Genomic DNA, 19667 nt, shown 5'->3' on the forward strand with positions numbered 1-19667 from the left:
CTCCGGCGAAATTCGGAAACGCGCCAGAGCCTAGCTGAAGGTTTGGAAACCGTCCAGAAATGAAGCAGGCGACCGGCGAGCTCGGAGGCGAGACGCGGGTCAGGCTAGCCACGCGCGCGAATTTGGTGTATGCGCCCCGCACGAGTTTTCACCCCGCCCCCGATGCGGGGAGTTGGAGATCGAGACAAATGGCCGTTCCGAAGCGAAAAACCTCCCCGATGAAGCGCGGGTTCCGCCGCTCCGCCGACGCGATCAAGGCGCCGACCTATGTCGAGGACAAGGATTCGGGCGAGCTGCGCCGTCCGCATCACATCGACCTCAAGACCGGCATTTATCGCGGCCGGCAGGTGCTGAAGGTCAAGGCTCAGGAAGCCTGATCTTTTCAGCCGCGCGAATTTGCGAGCCCGACGCGCGCGAGCGCCGTCGGGCTCGCGGCGTTTCAGCGATACGATGTTCAGCGCGCCTGTTGCGCCTTGGCCAGCAGCGGCAGCAGAATCGCGCGCGGCGCCGCGCGTCCCGCCGCGACGAAGAATTTGTTCACCAGCCCCGGCACCACCACGCGCCGGCCGGAGAACAGCGCCTCGTAGCCCTGCCGCGCGACCTCCTCGGCCGGCAAGAGCGCGGGCTTCACCGCTTTCATCTCGCCTTTGTAATCGAAGCCGGCGCGCTCTTGAAAACCCGTCTGCACCGGACCGGGGCAGAGCGCGGTGACGCGCACGCCATGCGGCTTCAGCTCCTCCGCCAAGGCCTCGCTGAAGGAGCGGACATAGGCCTTGCTGGCGTAATAGACGGCGAAACCCGGCCCTGGCATGAAGGAGGCCACGGAGGCGACATTCAATATGCCGCCGCGCGTCTCTATGACCGAGGGCAGGAAGCGCAGGGTCAGCGCCGTCAGCGCGCGTATGTTGAGATCGACGATCGCCAATTGCTCGGCGGCGTCCAGCTCGGCCACACGGCCGACGAGGCCGAAGCCGGCGTTGTTGACGAGAATCTCGGGCTTGCGCCCGGCTGCGCTCAAAATCTCTGCGAGACTCTCGCAAGCGCCCGTCTCGCAGAGGTCGAGATCGACGACCAGCGGCCGCTCCGGCGCGCCGGACGCCTCGATCTCGCCGGCCAGCGCCTCCAGCCGCTCGCGGCGGCGGGCGACCAGAGTGACATGACGCCCCTTGCGGGCGAAGAGCTTGGCCAGCTCGAGGCCGATGCCGTCCGAGGCTCCGGTGACGATGGTGGTGGTCGCGGCGTCGCTCATATCTTCAGCCTCCCCAGGGGCCGGGCGGAACCGGCTTGTCCGCGTCCTTCGCAGCCTGACGGAGCGCGACGCGATCGCGCGTGGAGACGCCGAGCAGCTCGGCGACGCGCCAGATCACATTTTCCTCGAATTCATGGACCTCGCCATCGGCATAGGCCATTTCCCACAACATGCCGATGACGACGCGGCGGCCGTCCTCGTCGAGCCGGCGCTTCAGCACTTGGGTGAAACGGTAGAGATCGACGGCCTCGCGCTCGCTCTCCGCCGCCGCCTCGATCAGCGCGCGGGCGGCGGCGTGATCCAGGCCGAAGCGCGTCTCGACCAGCTTTTGCAGCAACGCGCGCTCGCCGGCGTCGAACGCCCCGTCTATGGAGGCGAGATGCACCAGAAGCGCGACCGCGGCGAGCCGATAATCGGAAGCCTCCAAGGGCCGCGGCCGCGCCGGCGCGGCGACTTCGTCGAGAAAAGCGCGGAGGGCTTCGAGCATGAGCGCAGCTTTCGAAAGTTGGAACCGTCCTTACGTTCTATATGTCGTCCGCCGCGCCTCGCATAGCTCGCGGCCGGCGCCCGCGCTCGGAGCGACATCGCCGCTATCGACGCGAACTGCGCAATTGCCGATTGACAGAGCCTTGAATTCGCTTTACCTACGTTATTGCTGCAATGCAGCGTGACTCGTTCCGGCCGCGTGGATCGCTTCCCACAGGGGATCGGAGCCGTAGAGCGGGTCCTCATCATGACGACGGCCCGATACGCGGGGCAGGTCTCCCATCCATCGCTGCATGGCCTCGCGCGGGAGACGTTTTCGCGCACATGCGGCCTATTTCGAAAGTTACGCAGTGACCAATTTCGCCGATCTCGGCTTCGCCGAGGTCATTCTGCGCGCGCTCGCGCAGGAAGATTATGTGACGCCCACGCCGATCCAGGCTCAGGCGATTCCCCCGCTCCTCCAGGGCCGCGACCTGCTCGGCATAGCGCAGACCGGCACCGGCAAGACCGCCGCTTTCGCTCTGCCGATCCTGCAACGGCTGCTCGACGAGCGCAGCCGTCCCGCTCCCAACACGGCGCGCGTTCTGGTGCTCGCCCCGACGCGCGAGCTCGCGGCGCAAATCGCCGATAGTTTCCGCGCCTATGCGCGCTTCGCCCGCATCAGCGTCGGCGTCATCGTCGGCGGCGTCGCCCATGGCCCGCAGATCCGAATGCTCGCAGGCGGAGTCGATGTTCTGGTGGCGACCCCCGGCCGCCTGCTCGATCATGTCGCCTCCAATCATCTGCGGCTCGATTCGACGCGGACGATCGTGCTGGACGAGGCCGATCATATGCTCGACCTCGGCTTCGTCGTCCCCATTCGCAAGATCGTCTCGCGCCTGCCGAAGGATCGACAGAATCTCTTCTTCTCGGCCACCATGCCGAAGGAGATCGCGTCGCTCGCCGACGATATGCTGCGCGATCCCGTCACCGTGCGCGTGACGCCGGCGGCGACGACGGCCGAGCGCGTCGCGCAGCGCGTGATTCTGGTGGACGGAACGGCCAAGCGCGACGTTCTGCTGGAACTTTTTTCCGATCCGAACTTCTCGCGCGCCATCGTCTTCACGCGCACCAAGCGCGGCGCCGATCGCGTGGCGCAGCATCTCGCCGTGAACGCCGTCGGCGCCTCGGCGATTCACGGCAACAAAAGCCAGAATCAGCGCCAGCGCGCGCTCGACGATTTCCGCGCCGGCCGCACCCGCGCGCTGGTGGCGACCGATATCGCCGCGCGCGGCATCGATATCGACGGCGTCTCCCATGTGGTGAATTTCGAGCTGCCGGAAACGGCCGAGGCCTATGTTCACCGCATCGGCCGCACTGCGCGCGCCGGCGCGACGGGCGCCGCCGTCTCGCTCTGCGACAATAGCGAACGCTCGCTGCTCAAGCAGATCGAACGCGTGACCCGCCAGACGCTGCCGATCACCGACCGCCGCAGCGCGCCGGGCGCCGCAGCCGAGGCGGACGCCGCGCGGCGCGCGCCGCCGCATGAGCATCGTCGCACGCATCAGGAGGCCGGCCGCGCCGCGCGCCATCCGGGCAAGCCCGGCGAGCATGGACGCCCGCCTCAGCAGCAGCAGCGCCGCCGCAGCGGCAAGCCCGGCGGCCCTCGGCCGGACCATAACGCGCCGCGCTCGCGCGCTTCCGAGTAAGCAAGTCGAACGCCTGTTCTCCTCCCCGAAAGAAGGAGAACAGGCGCTGACACATATTTTAGTTCTCGGCTCTATTCTCCTGCGAGAAAATCGCAGCGGGAGAGCCGGCAATGGTCTTCGATCTCCTCATCGTCGGCGGCGGCGTCAATGGCTGCGCCATAGCGCGCGACGCCGCCGGGCGAGGGCTGAGCGTCCTTCTGCTCGAGCAAAAGGACCTCGCCGCCGCGACCTCCTCCGCTTCCACCAAGCTGATCCATGGCGGGCTGCGCTATCTCGAGCGCTATGAGTTCCGCCTCGTCCACGAGGCCTTGGCCGAGCGCGAGCTGCTGCTGGCCGCCGCGCCGCATATCATTCATCCGCTGCAATTCATCCTGCCGCACGAAGGCTCGATTCGCCCCGCCTGGCTGGTGCGGCTCGGGCTCTTTCTCTATGACCATCTGGCGCGGCGAAAGCGCATCCCCGGCTCCGCGACCGTCGCGCTCGCCGGAACGCCATTCGGCGCGCCGCTCACCGCCGATCATCGCCTCGGCTTCTCCTATTACGATTGCCGCGTCGACGATTCGCGCCTCGTCGTGCTGGAGGCGCTCGACGCATTCGCGCGCGGCGCGGACATTCGTCGGCGCGCGGCGCGCGGGCGGGCGATGGCTCGCCAGTGTCGCCGCCGCCGATGGAAAGCTGGAGGACATAAACGCCCGCATATCGTCACGCGCAAGCTCTATGAGGGCGCGCAGGCCTATATGCTGCAGCGGCCGGACAAGCGCATCATCTTCGCCATTCCGTTCGAAGAGGATTTCACCCTCGTCGGCACCACCGACATTCCCTTTCCCGGCGAGCCCGGACCGGTGGCGATCGACGCGGCGGAGACCGATTATCTTCTCGCGGCGGCCAATCATTTCTTCAAAGAAAAGATCACGCCCGGCGATGTGGCGTGGAGCTATTCGGGCCTGCGCCCGCTCTATGACGATGGCGCGCTCGAGGCTTCCGTCGTCACGCGCGATTATGCGTTCGATCTCGACAACGCCGACGGCGGCGCGCCGGCGCTGTCGATCTTCGGCGGCAAGATCACCACCGCGCGCCGCCTCGCCGAACATGCGCTCGATACGCTCGCGCCCTTCTTCCCGCATATGCGCGCGGCCTGGACGGCGGGCGCCGTTCTGCCCGGAGGCGACATCGGCCCCGGCGGCTTCGACGGCTTCGTCGCGGAGCTTTCGCGCGCGAAGCCGTTTCTCGCGCCACGCCTCGCGCGCCGGCTCGCCGGCGCCTATGGAACGCGCGCGTGGCGCTTTCTGGAGACGGCGCGATCGCTCGCCGATCTCGGCGCGGATTTGGGCCGCGGCCTGACGGAAGCGGAGCTCGATTATCTGCGCGCGCAGGAATGGGCGCGCACGGCGGAAGACGTGCTGTGGCGTCGCTCCAAGCTCGGCCTGCGTTTCGACGCCGCGCAGACGGAGAGACTGACGCGCGCCCTCGCGCAGCGCAGCGCGTGAAGCTCGCGCTTCATCTCTTCGATCACGCCGCCGGAGCGAATCGCAGACGATCGAGAATCCTTGCCGTGAGCGCGGCATTTCGACGGCGGCGCAGCGCTTACGGCGGCGCGTTTCGGCGCGGCGCGCCGAGCGGCTGCAGCGTCGCCGACAACATCTTGCTTTTTATCGAAATTTTCGACGCTTCGCAGCGCTGTGCAAACATGGGCTTCACCACTGTTTCCGCGGCGTTTCGTCCCTGTCGCGACGATAGGTGATTTGTGTCGCGATCATGTATATAAGACGACACGGAATGTGAAACCGTCGGTCCCTGTTCCGGCCGGCGTCATGCGAATGGCCGAGGCCAGCCACATTTCGGCCGCCAAGGCGCTGGAACGTGGCGACCGAACGGCGATGTTCCAGAGCGGCGCAGTCAGCGAGCCGCCGCGCAGGCGTGTAGAGAAAAGCGCGCGCCTTTCGATTCGAACATCGAGCCCGATATCGGACGTAACAGTAAAGGTTGAAGATGCCGACAATCGCTCTCGTCGACGACGACCGCAATATTCTCACCTCCGTCTCGATCGCTCTTGAAGGCGAGGGCTACCGCGTTCAAACCTACACCGACGGCGCCGCGGCGCTCGACGGTCTGCGCGCCAATCCGCCGGACCTCGCCATTTTCGACATAAAGATGCCGCGCATGGACGGAATGGAGCTGCTGCGCCGTCTGCGGCAGAAATCCGACCTTCCGGTGATCTTCCTCACCTCCAAGGACGAGGAGATCGACGAATTGTTCGGCCTCAAAATGGGCGCCGACGATTTCATTCACAAGCCGTTCTCGCAGCGCCTGCTGGTGGAGCGCGTGAAGGCGATTCTGCGCCGCGCCAATCCCAAGGAAGCCGCCGCGCAGAAGGAATCAGAAGCCAAGGTGCTGGAGCGCGGCGCGCTGGTCATGGACCCGGAGCGCCATACCTGCACCTGGCGCGGCGATCCCGTCGTGCTGACCGTGACGGAGTTTCTCATCCTGCAAGCGCTGGCGCAGCGCCCCGGCGTGGTGAAGAGCCGCAATGCGCTGATGGACGCCGCCTATGACGATCAGGTCTATGTCGACGATCGCACCATAGACAGCCACATCAAGCGGCTGCGCAAGAAGTTCAAGGTCGTCGACAATGAATTCGAGATGATCGAGACGCTCTATGGCGTCGGCTATCGCTTCAAGGAAGCCCCATAACGGCTCATGACAGTCACGATCGACAATGAACATGGCGTCGCCGAGACGCAGGCGCGGCAAAAGCGAATCGGCCGCGCCGCGTCGGTTCGCTTCGCGCGGCTCACGCGCGCCATTCAGTCACGCCTGTCGTCTTCGCTCACGCGTCGCATCGTCGTGCTCAATCTCGGCGGCCTCGTGGCGCTGCTCGGCGGCTTCCTCTATCTCAACCAATTTCGCGAAGGCCTGATCGACGCGCGCGTGCAGAGCCTGCAGACGCAGGGCGAGATCATCGCCGCGGCGATCGCCGCCTCCGCGACGGTGGACACCGACGCCATCACCATCGATCCCGAGAAGCTGCTGCGGCTCGCGCCCGGCGAGAGCTACAGCCTCGCCGAGGGCAGCCAGCCCTCTATGGAGTTCTCGCTCAATCCTGAGCGCATCGGCCCGCTGCTGCGCCGTCTCGTCTCGCCGACGCGCACGCGCGCGCGCATCTATGATCGCGACGGCTATCTCCTGCTCGATTCGCGCTCTGTCACCGGACGCTCCAATATTCTGCGCTTCGAGCTCGGCCCCGCCGGCGGCGCCGAATCGTCGAGCTATCTCGAGCAGGGCATAAATGCGCTGCGCCGCTGGACGCGACGGCCGGAACTGCCGCTCTATGAGGACATCGGCGCCGGCAATGGCAAAGCCTATCCCGAAGTCGCCGCTGCGCTCACCGGCGGCGCGCTCTCGGTGGTGCGCGCCAACGCCAAGGGCGAGACCATCATCTCCGTCGCCGTGCCGGTGCAGCGCTTCCGCTCGGTGCGCGGCGCGCTGCTGCTCTCCACGCTCGGCGGCGACATAGACGCCATTCTCGCGCAGGAGCGCTGGGGCATCATCCGCATCTTCCTGGTCTCGGCCGGCGTGATGTTGCTGCTGTCGCTATTCTTCGCCGGCACCATCGCCGAGCCCATGCGCCGTCTCGCCGAGGCCGCCGAACGCGTGCGCCGCGGCGTCAAATCGCGGCAGGAGATTCCCGATTTCTCGCAGCGCCAGGACGAGATCGGCCATCTATCCGGCGCGCTGCGCGACATGACGCGCGCGCTCTACAATCGCATAGAGGCGATCGAGCATTTCGCGGCGGATGTCGCGCATGAGCTCAAAAATCCGCTCACCTCTCTGCGCAGCGCGGTGGAGACTCTGCCCATCGTCAAGGACGAGAATGCGCGCTCGCGCCTGCTGACCATCATCAAGCATGACGTCGGCCGGCTCGACCGGCTCATCAGCGATATTTCCGACGCCTCGCGTCTCGACGCCGAGCTGGCCCGCGCCGATATGGACATTGTCGATGTCGCCGGCGTGCTGAAAACCGTCGTCGGCATGGCGCAGGACGTCGACCGCGGCGACGGCGTCACCATCACGCTCGACATTCAGCCCGCCGATCCGCGGCGGCGCTGGCGCATCCTCGGCCATGATTCGCGGCTCGCGCAAGTGTTCGACAATCTCATCGCCAACGCCCGCTCCTTCTCGGCGGAGGGCGGCGATGTGCGCGTCCTGCTGCGGCCGGAGCAGGCGATGGGGCCGGGCGGGCAGCCGATCGACGGCTATGAGATCATCGTCGACGACGACGGGCCGGGCATTCCGGCACACGCCTTCGAGCGCATTTTCGAGCGCTTCTACACGGATCGGCCGGAGCAGGGCTTCGGCCAGAATTCCGGCCTCGGCCTCTCCATCTCCCGCCAGATCGTCGAGGCGCACAACGGCCGTATCCGCGCGATGAACCGCACGCGGGCGGAGCCGGAGGGAACCGACGAGATCGAGCCGGACGATGTCGTGCTCGGCGCACGCTTCGTGCTGTGGCTTCCGGCGGCCAGATGACCGGCGCGCCTCTCCCACAGGAGCAGGCCGGCGACCGCGTCATGATTCACGCCAATGCTCTGCTCATCGGCGCCGCCGGCGCGCTGCTGCGCGGCCCCTCCGGCGCCGGCAAGAGCGGCCTCTGCCTCGAGCTGATCGATTTTGCGCAGGGGCGGGGCGTCTTCGCCCGCCTCATCGGCGACGATCGGATCGAGATCGTCCGCCGCCACGGCCGGCTGGTGGCGCGCCCGCATCCGGCCATCGCCGGGGCGATAGAGGAGCGCGGCAGGGGCGTCGGGCCCACCCCTTACGAGCCCGCCGGGACGCTGCGCTGCCTGGTCGATCTGCGCGGGCCGCGCGACGAGGCCCCGCCGCGATATCCGCAGGAAGGCGAGGCCGAGGCGATTTTATGCGGCGTGGCGCTGCCGCGGCTCGCCGCGGACGCCCGCGAGGCCGGGGCGACGCGAAAGATTTTTTCGTTTGTTCATCAGTTTGCGGCATTTTAACGAGGATAGGAGGTTTTCGCTTGCCAATTTCGCCGCAACGCACAAAATGGCGCCCGAAACGCTGCGAACGTCGGGGCGACATTCGCGTTAGTGAATTGGTGAGCCGCAATGCCGGTCTGCTTCGGTTCTCCGGTTTCGACGATCTCGTTCTCTCGCGAGACGGTCTTCATGAGCGGTAGCTGCGAATGATCGGAATGGTCCTGGTGACCCATGGCCACCTCGCCACGGAGTTTCGCGCGGCCCTCGAGCATGTGGTCGGCCCGCAGAAACAGCTCGTGTCGATCTCGATCGGCCCCGAGGACGACATGGAGCGTCGGCGCCGAGACATTATCGACGCCATCGCCGAGGCGGACAGCGGCGACGGCGTCGTCGTCCTGACCGACATGTTCGGCGGCACGCCCTCCAATCTGGCGATTTCCGTGATGAACGGCGGCAAGGTGGAGGTGCTGGCGGGCATCAACCTGCCCATGCTGATCAAGCTGGCCTCGGTGCGCGAATCGGCTCCGCTCGAGCAGGCGGTGTTGCAAGCCCAGGACGCCGGGCGCAAATATGTCTATATCGCCAGCCGAGTTCTCAACGCGAAATGACCGATCAATCCGTTTCCGCCATCGAAGGCGGGCGCATCGCCCGCGATCTCGTCATCGTCAACCGCAAGGGCCTTCATGCGCGGGCGACGGCCAAATTCGTCCAATGCTGTGAGGCTTACGAGGCCGAGATCACCGTCTCCAAATGCGGGGACACGGTCGGCGGCAGCTCCATCATGGGCATATTGACGCTGGGCGCGGCGCAGGGCTCCACCATCACCGTGACCGCCGCCGGCCCACAGGCCGCGCAAGCGATAGAGGCGCTGGCGGCGCTGGTGGGCAACCGCTTCGGAGAGGACGAGTAGAAGCTGCGGCGCCCACCCTCCCTTGAGGGGGAGGGTCGGCCGGCGATAGCCGGACGGGGTGGGGTCCACCAGCAGAGACTCGGGGCGTCGCCCCCTCCCGAGCGCCTACGGCGCTCGACCTCCCCCTCGAGGGGGAGGTAGAATTGGCTTTCCGGCGCGCATCCGGTTCGCCCGGTCGGCCTCCGCTACGCATCCCCCCGCCTCGGCTTGGACAATTCGCTCAAATCCGGTTCCCCGCAGCGCGCGAGGATGGCGGCGCGGACATGGTCGCGCAGCCGCAGCGCGCAGAGAAAATCGCTCCCGCCCGCCCGTATCGGCGGCAGAATGGCGAGCGACAGAGCCGAGCGGCGCGGGAACCATTGCTCGCCGCGCAACATGCCGCGGGTTCCATGCAAGACGCCCGGAAAGACCGGCAGCTCCGCCTCCGCGGCGATCTTGAACGCGCCGAGATAGAAGCCGCAGAGCCCGGCGCGGCGCGTGAACGTCCCCTCCGGGAAGAAAACGAGATTGCGCCCCTCGCGCGCCGCCGCCGCGAGCTTCTCCGCGTCGGCCACGCTCGCCGCAATGTCGAAGCGCTCGACGAAAAGGGCGCCGAGCCGGCGCAGGAACGGCCCGGCGAAAATCTGTCCGGCCAGCTCCTTCTTGGCGACGAAAGCCGGCTCGCCCGGCAGGCGGGCGGCGAGCAGCATCACATCGACATAGCTCGAATGGTTGAAGGCGAGCACGGCGCCGCCTTTCGGCAGACGCTCGAGCCCTTCGGTCGTGACCTTCGCGCCAATGGCGCCGAGCATTGTCCCGGCGATCTTGCGAACGGCGGGCCAGCGCGAGCGGCGGGGCAGAGTCATGACCGCCCACCAGGCGGCGAAATAGCCGGCGCAGACGACGATCCACCACCAGGACGCATAGGCGAGCTCGCCCACGCTTTTCGCCGCGCCGCGCATCGCCGGCCATAGGCCGAGCAGCGCCAGCCGGCCGATCTGCAGCCACACCGGGCCGCGCGGCTCGCCGAGCCGGCCCTCTTCGAACAGCGCCTTGGCGGCGCTGCGGCGAATCTTGCCGCTCGAGGTTTTGGGAGTCGAGCGCGGCGGCAGGAAGCGGACCTCCTCCGCCGGCGCGCCGCAAACTGCGGCGACCGCGGCCTGAACCTTGGTCTCGAGCGCGCCGAGGGCCTCCGGCGCGGTCTCATAGGTCTCGGCGACGACGATCAGCCGCTCCGTGCCGGTCTCGACGTCGGGCGCGCCAAAAGCGGCGACGCAGCCTTTGCGGATTCCGGGGAGCGCGGCGACGGCCTCCTCTATCTCCTGCGGATAGAGATGACGCCCGGCGCGTATGACGATGTCCTTCACCCGCCCGGTGACATAGACCTCGCCGCCGGCCGTGTAGGCGCGATCGCCGCTGTCGAGCCAGCCGTCCCGAATCAGCGCCTTGCTCTTCTCCTCATTGCGGAAATAGCCGGCGGTGGCGGAAGGTCCGCGGAACTCGAGCCGGCCCTCGCGCCGCTCGGCGAGCTCGCGGCCGGCGCCGTCGACGACGCGGATTTCATGGCCCGGCAGCGGCGCGCCGCAGGAGACGAACTCAAGAGCCGCCGTCGCGTCCCCGGCCGGCTCCGCGCGACCGTCGGTCGCCAGCAAATCACGGGAGATGCGGTCTATCAGCGGCGCGCGGCCGGGCGGCGGAAAGGCGAGGCCGACGGAATTTTCCGCGAGACCATAGACAGGCGCCATGGCCTCCGCCCGGAAACCATATTTGGCGAATTTCTCGGCAAATCGCCGGATGGTGCGCGGGGAGATGGGCTCCGCGCCATTGGCGACCATGCGCAGCGAGGAGAGATCGAGTCCCTCGATCTGGGCCGGATCGATCTTGTCGAGGCAGAGCTCGAAGGCGAAATTGGGCGCGGCGCTCAGCGTGCCGCGATGGCGGTCGATCGCCTCCAGCCAGCTCGCCGGCCGCGACAGAAAGGTCAGCGGCGACATGACATAGAGCGGCGCGCCGAAATGCAGGCAGCCGAGCCAGGCGCCGATCAATCCCATATCGTGATAGAGCGGCAGCCAACTCACGAAAGTGTCGGCCGAGGTCGCGCCTATGGCGAGGCCCATGGCGCGCACATTGGCGAGAAGATTGGCGTGGCTCAGCACGACGCCTTTGGGATCGCCCGTGCTGCCGGACGTATATTGCAACATGGCGGTCGCGCCCGCCTCGCGCGTCGGCGGCAAAGGCGCGCCATCGGCGCCGCTCACAAGATCGGCGACGGCGACGATTTCTTCCAATGTCTCCACCCGGCGGCGGGCGAGGCCGGCGAGACGAATCCCCTCGGCGGCCGTGATGAGCAGCTTCACCCCGGCGTTGCGCAAAATGCCGATCTGGCGGGTGAGATGCTCCTCGATCTGCGCCATGCGCATCGGCGGATAGATCGGCACGGGAATGGCGCCGGCGTAGAGCGCTCCGAAAAAGGCCACGAAGAAATCGAGTCCGGTGGGCAGCATCAGCGCGATGCGGTCGCCGGGCGCGACGTCGCGGGCGACGAGGCCTTCCGCCGCCCGGCGCGCCTCGTCGGCCAGCCGCCAATAGGTGAACGCGCCGGCCGGCGTCGCCGCGTCGCGCAGAAAAGTCAGATGCAGCCGCTCGGGATTATGCGCGGCGTGCCAGTCCAGCGCTTCGGTCAGCGTCCTCGCCTCGAAGGCGGCGCGAATATGCGGCAGCGCCTCGCCCGCGGCAGGCTCGACGACGGGCGGCGGCTCGGCGCCGGGCGCTTTCTCCAGCGCCGTCAGCAGATCGCCGACCGTATCGGCGCGGCCGAGCTCCTCGATCGGCAGATGCGCATGAAAAGCCTTTTCGAGCCGCATGTTCAATTCGGCGCGCGCCAGGCTGTCGACGCCGAGATCCTGCTCGAGCCGGCTGGACAGGGAGATTTCCGCCGGAACGCTGCGCTGCGGATGCATTTCGCGCGCGAGCGAGCCGACGACGGCGAAAACCTCGCGCCGCGCCGCCTCCTGCGTCGCGCGGCGACGCCCCGGATAATTGGAGACCGCATACATTCGCGCCCCTCCTGCTCCCGAGGCAGATAGAGCGAGGTCGGCGGCATTCGACTCTTTTCTATAACCCGGCGTCGAAGACGACCTGCGAATAATCGCTCTGGTTGCGCTGGCGTCAGCTTCGCGCAAGCCGGAAATTCCAATCTGCGCGCGCGTACGAAGCGACGCGCCATGGGTGTCACGAATCATGGTATCGCCGATTTCCGCCGTTACATCCCGAGCGCCCGGCGTGCGCGCGCTGTCGCGCGTCGCGCCTGTCACAGCAAAGGCCGAGCCGGTCGAAGACGCGAGCGTGGCGACGACGGCGGCCGTCAAAACACCGCCGCCCGGCCCCGGCCTTCGCGATGCACTTCCCGCCGGCTATCGAAATTTCGCCATGCCGCTCGGCGCCGCCTCCGGCGAAGAAATCAGCGGCGAGGACGCCAATCTGACCTCGGCCTATGGGCCGAGCGCGGCCGCGCTCTCCGACCTGCCGCGCCTCGTCGGCGAACGCGTTCCGCTGCGCATCATCGTGCGGGAGGCGCAGGCGGCGGCGCGCTCCGCCGCGGAGGCGCGCGGCGAAACGACGAAGGAATTCCTCGAGGAGGCGGACGTCGTTCCACGCTCGCGCCTGCCCTCGCGCAACGCCGACGATGCGGCCGCGACGATTCGCGCCGCTCTGCTGGTCCGCGACGGCGAGCGCGACACCGCCACCATCGACATCTATCTGGCCAAGACGGGGCCGGGCGCCTTCGAGGCGACCACCTATGACCGCGATTTCGCTTCGCCCTCCGGCGGCTTTCCCTATTCGGCGCCGCCGCTTTCGATCGATCGAATCATTTTCGATCCCGCCTATCAGGCGATCGTCTCGGCCGTCGCCGGCCAGCCGCGGCGGGGCAGCGCGACGGCAGCCGGCTCCGCCTCGCCGCTCGGCGCCTTCATCGTCACGTCGGTGATCGGCGTCGCGACCTTCGTCGCCGTCGTGCTGACGCTCGCCGCCGGCCAGCCGATCTTCGCCGCGACGATCGCGCTGCTCGGCGCCGCCGGCTTCGTCTACGCCCTGCGCTCGCGCTCGGCCTGAAGCGGCGCGGCGAGAACGGCGGCGAGAGAACGGCTTGCGCTCCGGCGCGTCGCCCGCTAACCCTGCGGCCAGCCCATTGCAGCCGAACCCCGAGAAAGCCGCCGCATGAAAGCCCGCGTCATCGTCACCTTGAAAAACGGCGTGCTCGATCCGCAGGGCAAGGCCATAGAGGGCGCGCTCGCCTCGCTCGGCGTCGCGGGCGTCGGCGGCGTGCGCCAGGGCAAAGTGTTCGACATAGAGCTCGAGGGCTCCGACCGCGCGCTCGCCGAGGAGCGGCTGCGCGCCGCCTGCGAGAAGCTGCTCGCCAACACCGTCATCGAGAATTTCCAGATCGAGATCGCGAGCCCATGAGAGCCGCCGTCATCGTCTTTCCCGGCTCCAATCGCGAAGGCGATATGGCGCGCGCGCTCGCTCGAGCCACCGGCCACGAGCCGGCCATGGTCTGGCATTCGCAGACCGAGCTGCCCGCGGGCACCGATCTCGTCGTGCTGCCGGGCGGCTTCTCCTATGGCGATTATCTGCGCTGCGGGGCCATCGCCGGCCGCGCCGCCATTATGGACGCGGTGCGCGCCCATGCCGCGCGCGGCGGTCTGACGCTCGGCGTCTGCAACGGCTTCCAGATTTTGTGCGAGGGCGGCCTGCTGCCGGGCGTGCTGATGCGCAACGCCAATCTGCGCTTCGTCTGCCGAATGCAGCATTTGCGCGTCGAGCGCGCCGACACCGCCTTCACCAGCCACTATCGCCAGGGCCAGACGATCGAGGTCGCCATCGCCCATGGCGAGGGCAATTACGAGGCCGACGACGAGACGATCGCGCGGCTCGAGGGCGAGGGGCTCGTCGCCTTCCGCTATTGTGATTCACTCGGGCGCGTCGGCGGCGAGGCCAATCCCAACGGCTCGCGCAACGACATCGCCGGTATTTTTTCAGAACGCCGCAATGTGCTCGGTCTGATGCCGCATCCCGAAAATCTCATCGATCCGCTGGTCGGCGGAATCGACGGCCGGGGATTGTTCGAGAGCCTCGCAGCGGCGTGACGCCGATCGGCAGTGCGCGGCGAGTGGGCGCGAGTTCCGCTAACCCTCGCGGCGCTTGATCCACATCAGCGCGAAAAAGGCCGCCGCCGCCGAGGCGAGGCAGAGCGCCGCCGCATAGAGCGTCCCCTGCTCATTATCGGCGAAGAACAGATTCTTCGTGTTCATGCCGAATATGCCGGAGACGAGAGTCGGCGGCATGAGCAGAGTGCCGAGAATGGTCAGCACATAGAGCTGACGATTGGTCTCCGCCGTGAGGTTGGAGACGATCTCGTCCTGCAGCAGGCGGGCGCGCTCCTCCACCGCCTGCAGCTCCTGCTGCAGCGAATCGAAGCGCTGCGTCAGCCGGCGCAGCGTCGCATGGGCCGGCGGCGAGACGCGCGGCGAGAAGGCGGCGCGCGAGAAGACGCGCTGGCCGTCGGCGAGCTCGCGCCGCAGCCGGATCGTCTGGCGGCGCAGCGCGCCGAGATCGCGCCGGTCGTCATGCGCCTCGTCGTCCAGCACGCGATCTTCGATCTTGTTGAATCTGGCGAGAAGCTTCTCGAGGCCGGTGTCCATGGAGACGAGGCTGCGCGTCACCAGCGCCTCGAAGAGATCGAGCGGCGCGCGCAGGCGCTGGCCGTCCAGAGCCGATTGCCGAATGGCGGCCGTCGATTCGACGGCGTAGCGGCGGGCGGTGACGATGCAGCGCTCGGTGACGACGACGCGCAAGGGACGCAGCACGTCTTCCTCACGCTCGAGATCGCGGCCGTAATCGGCGATCACGCCCCAGAGCGCCTGCTCGTCGGCGTCGAGCCGCTGATGGCTGTCCTGGTCGATGAGCAGGGCGCGCGCCTCGGCCGGCATTTGCCGGCGGCCGGCGACCCAATCGCGATAGCGCAGATCGGCGACATTGAGATGGACCCAGAAATAGCCGTCGGCATCCGAATCGAGCTGCGCGGAATCGTGGTCGGCGACGAGCGTCGCCGCGCCCTCCGCATCGAAGCGCATGACCCAGAGAAAGGGCGAATCGCCCACGATCGCGACGCTCGACGGCATCGTCTTCATTTTCGTGCGTCCCCGCGGGCGCGCGCCTTCGGCGGCCCGCCTCGGGTCCTCGCCATTAGAGGAGGGATGCGACGGTTCGTCGACAGAGGGCGGCACGGTTGACCTTCACAATCAGGCGTCGGCTTTTTGCGGCTCGCGCTCCAGCTCCTCGAGCGGCGGCGGGACGCGCCGGCGCCGACGCTCCTCCGCCGCCTCGAAGGCTCTGCGCAGCGCGCGCCGCGCGGAATTGGTGTGCGCCTCGGTGACGCGCGAGAAGAGGAAGCCGAAGACGACCGCCGCTGTCATCACCGCCGCCATCATCTGCCAATGGGCGGGCGTCGCCAGCTCGCGCGCCCATTGCGCGCCGAAGCGCTGATCGACGAAGGCGCGCGCCAGAATCAGCACCGGCATATGGACGCTGTAGAGCGAGAAGGAGAAATCGGCGAGCCGCCGATGCAGCTGCGGCTGGAACAGCGCCCAGCCCTGCTGCGGCCCGAAGCGCAGCGTCACCATCAGATTGAGGAAGAGGACGGCGCCCAGAAGATCGGCCGCGTCGGCGAGATAGGGATGAGCCTCGAGATTGGGGCCGCGCACCAGAAGGCGGATGGGGATGACCGCGACGACATAGAGCGCGAGCGCGATCCAGCGCGATTGGACCAGTGGGCGCCGCGCCAGAGTCGCCAGCGCGCCGAGGCCCCAGAGCAGATAGCCGAAACGAAACCAGCCCCCGGAGGGGATGGACATGACCACCAGAATGGCGAGGCCGAGCGCGAATCCGACAGCGCGCGTTCGCAACGAATAGGCGCGGGCGAAGGGCAGCAGCAGCAGCGGAAAGGAGATGTAATACCAAAACTCGCAGGCGAGCGACCAGAGCGGTCCATTGGTGCCGAAGAAATCGCAATAGATCGCCGAGAGATTGGCCAGCGAGCCGAGGAAGAGATCGGCGCGATAATGGTCCTTGAACACCGGCCAGTCATAGACGCCGCTGTCGCCGAGCCAGCCGCGGCCGATCCCATCCGCCACCACTGTGACCAGCAGCGCCGGCGCGAGCACGATATAGATGCGCGCGAACCGATGGATGAGATAGTCGCGCAGAAAGGGCTTGTCCCTGCGCAATTGCGCCAGCACGGCGCCGCCGACCAGATAGCCCGAAATGGCGAAGAAGCCGACGACGGCCTGATGACCGAGCTCGAAGCTGACGAAGAACCACCAGGCGTAGACGCTCGCCGCATGGGGAGCGCTCATTATGTCCGCGAGATTGACGAACATATTGGTGGAATGGACGGCGAGCACCAGCAGCGCGCCCACCCAACGACAGGCTTCGATGAATTGCGATAAGAGGATCGGCATGAGTCTCCGGTGGCTTTGGAGCGATCGGACTGCGCTCCAAACAAAAGCTGGGCGGGGCCGAGTTATAGCCCCTCGGCTCGACCATGGCCAATCCAGCGGGCGCGCAGGCCGAGCCGCGCGCGCCGGTCCAGCGCGGCGACAGCCGCATGCAGAAGCCGCCGCAGCGCCGGCGTATGCGCCTCGGTCACACGCGAGAAGACGAAGGCCGTCGCGACGGCGACGAGGAGCAGCGCCGCCGTGACGAGCCAATGCGTCGACGTCGGCAGAAGCTTGTGCCAGTCCACGCCGAAAATATGGCCGGCTCCGGCCCAGAAGAAGAAAACGATCGGCATATGCGTGGCGTAGAGCGAGAAAGAGAAATCTGCGAGCCGGCGATGCAGCGCCGAATCTCCGAGCGCAAAGCCGCTTTCCGAAAAGCGCAGCGTCGCCAGCAGATTGGCGAGCGTCGCCGCGGTGAGCGCGTCGGCGATGTCGTGCAGAACCGGATGCGCCTCGAAGAGAGGCCCGCGCGCGGCGAGGCGGGCGACGACGAGCGCCGCGAGAAAAATCCCCAGCGACAGATATTTGCCGGCGAAGAGCGGGCGCTTCGCGCGGGCCGCCAGCGCGCCCATGGCCCATAGCGCGAAGCCGAAAGGCACGCGCGAGGAGGGAAGCGAGAGGAGCAGCAGCAGCAGCGCGCCGAGGGCGAAGCCGGCGAGGCGCGCGGGTTCCGAATAGGCGCGCGCCAAAGGAAGCAGCAGCAGCGGGAACAAAAGATAGTACCAGAACTCGCAGGCCAGCGACCACAGCGCGCCGTCTGTGCCGGCCTGGCCGGCCCAGATATTCTGCTGCATGGCCAGCGTCGAGAGAATGCGCGAGGCCTCATAGGCGCCCTCGAGGCCGGGAAGCTCATAGACGCCTGCGCCGGCGAAAAGATCGCGGCCGAGCGCGTCGAGACCGAAGGTCAGCGCCAGCGCCGGGATCAGCACCAGATAGATGCGGGCGAAGCGATCGACGAAATAGGCGCGCAGGAAGGGCGTCCGCCGCTCCATGGCCACAAAGACGCGGCCGCCGACGAGAAAGCCCGACAGCACGAAAAAGACCGTCACCGCCTGATGCGAGAAAGCGGTGACGAACCACCACGCATAGACGAGCGGCCCATGCGGCGCGACCATCATGTCGCTCAAGGAGACGAGCACATTGGCGTGAGCGAGCAGAACGGCGAGAGCGGCGAGCCAGCGGGCGGCGTGAATGAAATCCGATAAAAAGACCGGCATGAAAAAAGCGCTCGTACGAAAAGTGCGCCGTCGAGGCTAGGGAAAGCGGAGAGCCGCGTCATCCTGCGGAAAGACCGCAGGTCCTGGCCGAGGGAATATGGCGGCATTTCCGGCGGACGGGCAAAAGCTCGCCTCCGCGGGCTCACTCCTGTATAGCTGGGCCGCGCGGGGGAGCGGCGAGCAGGAGCCAGGCCAGTGGAGAATTGGACGCCCGGAAGCTGGAGAGGAAGACCGATCGAGCAGACGCCGGTCTATCCCGATCAGGCGGCGCTCGCCGATGTCGAGCGGCAGCTCGCCGGATTTCCGCCCCTCGTCTTCGCCGGCGAGGCGCGCAATCTGAAACGCTCGCTGGGGGAAGTGGCGGCCGGCCGCGCCTTTCTGCTGCAGGGCGGCGATTGCGCCGAGAGCTTCGGCGAGCATTCGGCCGACAATATCCGCGACTTCTTCCGCGTTTTCCTGCAAATGGCGGTGGTGCTGACCTATGCGGCGGCCTCGCCCGTGGTGAAGGTCGGCCGCATCGCCGGCCAATTCGCCAAGCCGCGCTCCGCCCCTACCGAAAAGCAGGGCGCGCTGGAGCTGCCGAGCTATCGCGGCGACATCATCAACGACATCGAATTCACCGCCGCCGCCCGCACGCCCGATCCGCAGCGCCAGCTGATGGCCTATCGGCAATCGGCGGCGACGCTCAACCTCATCCGCGCTTTCGCGACGGGCGGCTTCGCCAATCTCGTCAACGCCCATCGCTGGATGCTGGGCTTCGTGCGCAACAGCCCGCTCTCGGATCGCTATTCGCAGCTCGCCGACCATATCAGCGAGACCTTGGGCTTCATGCGCGCCATCGGCCTCGATCCCGAGCATCATCCAGAGCTGCGGCAGACGGATTTCTACACCTCTCACGAGGCGTTGCTGCTCGGCTATGAGCAGGCGCTGACCCGCGTCGATTCGCTTGAGGGCGGCTATTTCGCCACCTCCGGCCATTTCCTCTGGATCGGCGACCGCACGCGCCAGGAGGACGGCGCCCATATCGAATATCTGCGCGGCGTGCAGAACCCCATCGGCCTCAAATGCGGGCCGAGCCTGAAGCCCGACGGGCTGCTGCGCCTCATCGACAGGCTCGATCCGCAGAACGAGCCGGGGCGGCTGACGCTGATCTGCCGTTTCGGCTCCGACAAGGCGGCCGAGGCGCTGCCGCCGATCCTGCGCGCCGTCGCCCGCGAGGGCCGCAATGTCGTGTGGTGCTGCGATCCGATGCACGGCAACACGATCAGCGCCGGCGGCCGCAAAACCCGGCCTTTCGATCGCGTGATGGCGGAAATCCGCAATTTCTTCGAGGTTCACCGCGCCGAGGGCACCTATGCCGGCGGCATTCACCTCGAGATGACGGGGCAGAATGTCACCGAATGCATGGGCGGCGCGCGCGATATCTCCGAGCAGGAGCTCGGCGTGCGCTACGACACGACCTGCGACCCGCGCCTCAACGCCGAGCAGGCGATAGAAGTGGCCTTCCTCGTCGCGGAATTGCTGAAGGCCGAACGGCTCGCGCGCGGCGCGCAGGAGCAGGACGCGGCCGAATAGGCCGCGTCCGATC

18 protein-coding genes are annotated in these 19667 nt (G+C 67.4%); 12 read left to right on the plus strand and 6 right to left on the minus strand.

Translation table 11 applies throughout. From position 1 onward, the window contains the following. Nucleotides 1-188 precede the first annotated feature (188 nt). The gene (gene rpmF, locus KP010_RS08545) at nucleotides 189-377 is read left to right on the plus strand and encodes a 50S ribosomal protein L32 (protein WP_024878183.1); all 189 of its coding nucleotides are present in this window, start codon (nucleotides 189-191) and stop codon (nucleotides 375-377) included. A 77-nt stretch (nucleotides 378-454) separates the two neighbouring features. Here the strand turns inward: rpmF and KP010_RS08550 are convergent, their stop codons facing one another. Beyond that, nucleotides 455-1249 carry an SDR family oxidoreductase gene (locus KP010_RS08550; protein ID WP_142862942.1) on the minus strand — a complete coding sequence of 265 codons (795 nt, stop codon included), beginning with the start codon at nucleotides 1247-1249 and terminating at the stop codon, nucleotides 455-457. A gap of 4 nt (nucleotides 1250-1253) precedes the next feature. After that, entirely contained in the window at nucleotides 1254-1736 is a 483-nt protein-coding gene (locus KP010_RS08555; RefSeq protein WP_216280735.1) for a TerB family tellurite resistance protein, read from the minus strand. Between the two features lie 292 nt (nucleotides 1737-2028). Between KP010_RS08555 and KP010_RS08560 the strand changes: the two genes are divergently transcribed. The 7 genes from KP010_RS08560 (at nucleotide 2029) to KP010_RS08590 (ending at nucleotide 9324) form a co-directional block, all read left to right on the plus strand. Continuing rightward, complete coding sequence (locus KP010_RS08560) at nucleotides 2029-3423, plus strand: DEAD/DEAH box helicase (RefSeq protein ID WP_108915535.1); 1395 nt, start codon at nucleotides 2029-2031, stop codon at nucleotides 3421-3423. A 110-nt stretch (nucleotides 3424-3533) separates the two neighbouring features. Further along, entirely contained in the window at nucleotides 3534-4910 is a 1377-nt protein-coding gene (locus tag KP010_RS08565; RefSeq protein WP_216280736.1) for a glycerol-3-phosphate dehydrogenase, read from the plus strand. A gap of 502 nt (nucleotides 4911-5412) precedes the next feature. Next, nucleotides 5413-6114, plus strand: coding sequence for a response regulator transcription factor (locus tag KP010_RS08570; RefSeq protein ID WP_018267279.1), 702 nt, complete (start codon nucleotides 5413-5415; stop codon nucleotides 6112-6114). A gap of 6 nt (nucleotides 6115-6120) precedes the next feature. Next, on the plus strand, nucleotides 6121-7950 hold the full coding sequence (locus tag KP010_RS08575; protein ID WP_216280737.1) for a stimulus-sensing domain-containing protein: 1830 nt from the start codon (nucleotides 6121-6123) through the stop codon (nucleotides 7948-7950). Further along, nucleotides 7947-8435, plus strand: coding sequence for an HPr kinase/phosphorylase (locus KP010_RS08580; RefSeq protein WP_108915632.1), 489 nt, complete (start codon nucleotides 7947-7949; stop codon nucleotides 8433-8435). Before KP010_RS08575 ends, KP010_RS08580 begins: the two co-directional genes overlap by 4 nt. Nucleotides 8436-8620: 185 nt before the next feature. Further along, the gene (locus KP010_RS08585; protein ID WP_036293661.1) at nucleotides 8621-9022 is read left to right on the plus strand and encodes a PTS sugar transporter subunit IIA; all 402 of its coding nucleotides are present in this window, start codon (nucleotides 8621-8623) and stop codon (nucleotides 9020-9022) included. Next, on the plus strand, nucleotides 9019-9324 hold the full coding sequence (locus KP010_RS08590) for an HPr family phosphocarrier protein (protein WP_108915532.1): 306 nt from the start codon (nucleotides 9019-9021) through the stop codon (nucleotides 9322-9324). The genes KP010_RS08585 and KP010_RS08590 overlap by 4 nt, the downstream gene beginning before the upstream one ends. Nucleotides 9325-9509: 185 nt before the next feature. On the opposite strand, the gene KP010_RS08595 is transcribed toward KP010_RS08590, so the two are convergent. After that, the gene (locus tag KP010_RS08595) at nucleotides 9510-12359 is read right to left on the minus strand and encodes an AMP-binding protein (RefSeq protein ID WP_142862936.1); all 2850 of its coding nucleotides are present in this window, start codon (nucleotides 12357-12359) and stop codon (nucleotides 9510-9512) included. A 226-nt stretch (nucleotides 12360-12585) separates the two neighbouring features. Between KP010_RS08595 and KP010_RS08600 the strand changes: the two genes are divergently transcribed. The 3 genes from KP010_RS08600 (at nucleotide 12586) to purQ (ending at nucleotide 14450) form a co-directional block, all read left to right on the plus strand. Further along, nucleotides 12586-13416: a hypothetical protein gene (locus KP010_RS08600; RefSeq protein ID WP_216280738.1), complete on the plus strand. Its 831-nt coding sequence runs from the start codon at nucleotides 12586-12588 to the stop codon at nucleotides 13414-13416. Between the two features lie 105 nt (nucleotides 13417-13521). Next, entirely contained in the window at nucleotides 13522-13767 is a 246-nt protein-coding gene (gene purS, locus KP010_RS08605) for a phosphoribosylformylglycinamidine synthase subunit PurS (RefSeq protein ID WP_108915529.1), read from the plus strand. Continuing rightward, a complete protein-coding gene (purQ, locus tag KP010_RS08610) occupies nucleotides 13764-14450 on the plus strand; it encodes a phosphoribosylformylglycinamidine synthase subunit PurQ (RefSeq protein WP_108915528.1) in 687 nt (228 codons plus the stop codon). Before purS ends, purQ begins: the two co-directional genes overlap by 4 nt. Nucleotides 14451-14489: 39 nt before the next feature. On the opposite strand, the gene KP010_RS08615 is transcribed toward purQ, so the two are convergent. From KP010_RS08615 to KP010_RS08625, 3 genes are all read right to left on the minus strand, one after another. Further along, nucleotides 14490-15494, minus strand: a complete 1005-nt coding sequence (locus KP010_RS08615) for a CorA family divalent cation transporter (protein WP_108915527.1) — start codon at nucleotides 15492-15494, stop codon at nucleotides 14490-14492. Nucleotides 15495-15605: 111 nt separating this feature from the next. After that, nucleotides 15606-16823 (minus strand): acyltransferase, encoded by a 1218-nt coding sequence (locus KP010_RS08620; protein ID WP_216280739.1) that lies wholly within the window; start codon nucleotides 16821-16823, stop codon nucleotides 15606-15608. A gap of 62 nt (nucleotides 16824-16885) precedes the next feature. Then, the gene (locus tag KP010_RS08625; protein WP_108915525.1) at nucleotides 16886-18079 is read right to left on the minus strand and encodes an acyltransferase; all 1194 of its coding nucleotides are present in this window, start codon (nucleotides 18077-18079) and stop codon (nucleotides 16886-16888) included. A 195-nt stretch (nucleotides 18080-18274) separates the two neighbouring features. On the opposite strand from KP010_RS08625, the gene KP010_RS08630 reads away from it, so the two are divergent. Further along, nucleotides 18275-19654 (plus strand): class II 3-deoxy-7-phosphoheptulonate synthase, encoded by a 1380-nt coding sequence (locus KP010_RS08630; protein WP_142862933.1) that lies wholly within the window; start codon nucleotides 18275-18277, stop codon nucleotides 19652-19654. Nucleotides 19655-19667: the final 13 nt, after the last annotated feature.

Source organism: Methylosinus sp. KRF6, assembly GCF_018887255.1.
In the GTDB taxonomy this organism is placed as follows: Bacteria; Pseudomonadota; Alphaproteobacteria; order Rhizobiales; family Beijerinckiaceae; genus Methylosinus; species Methylosinus sporium.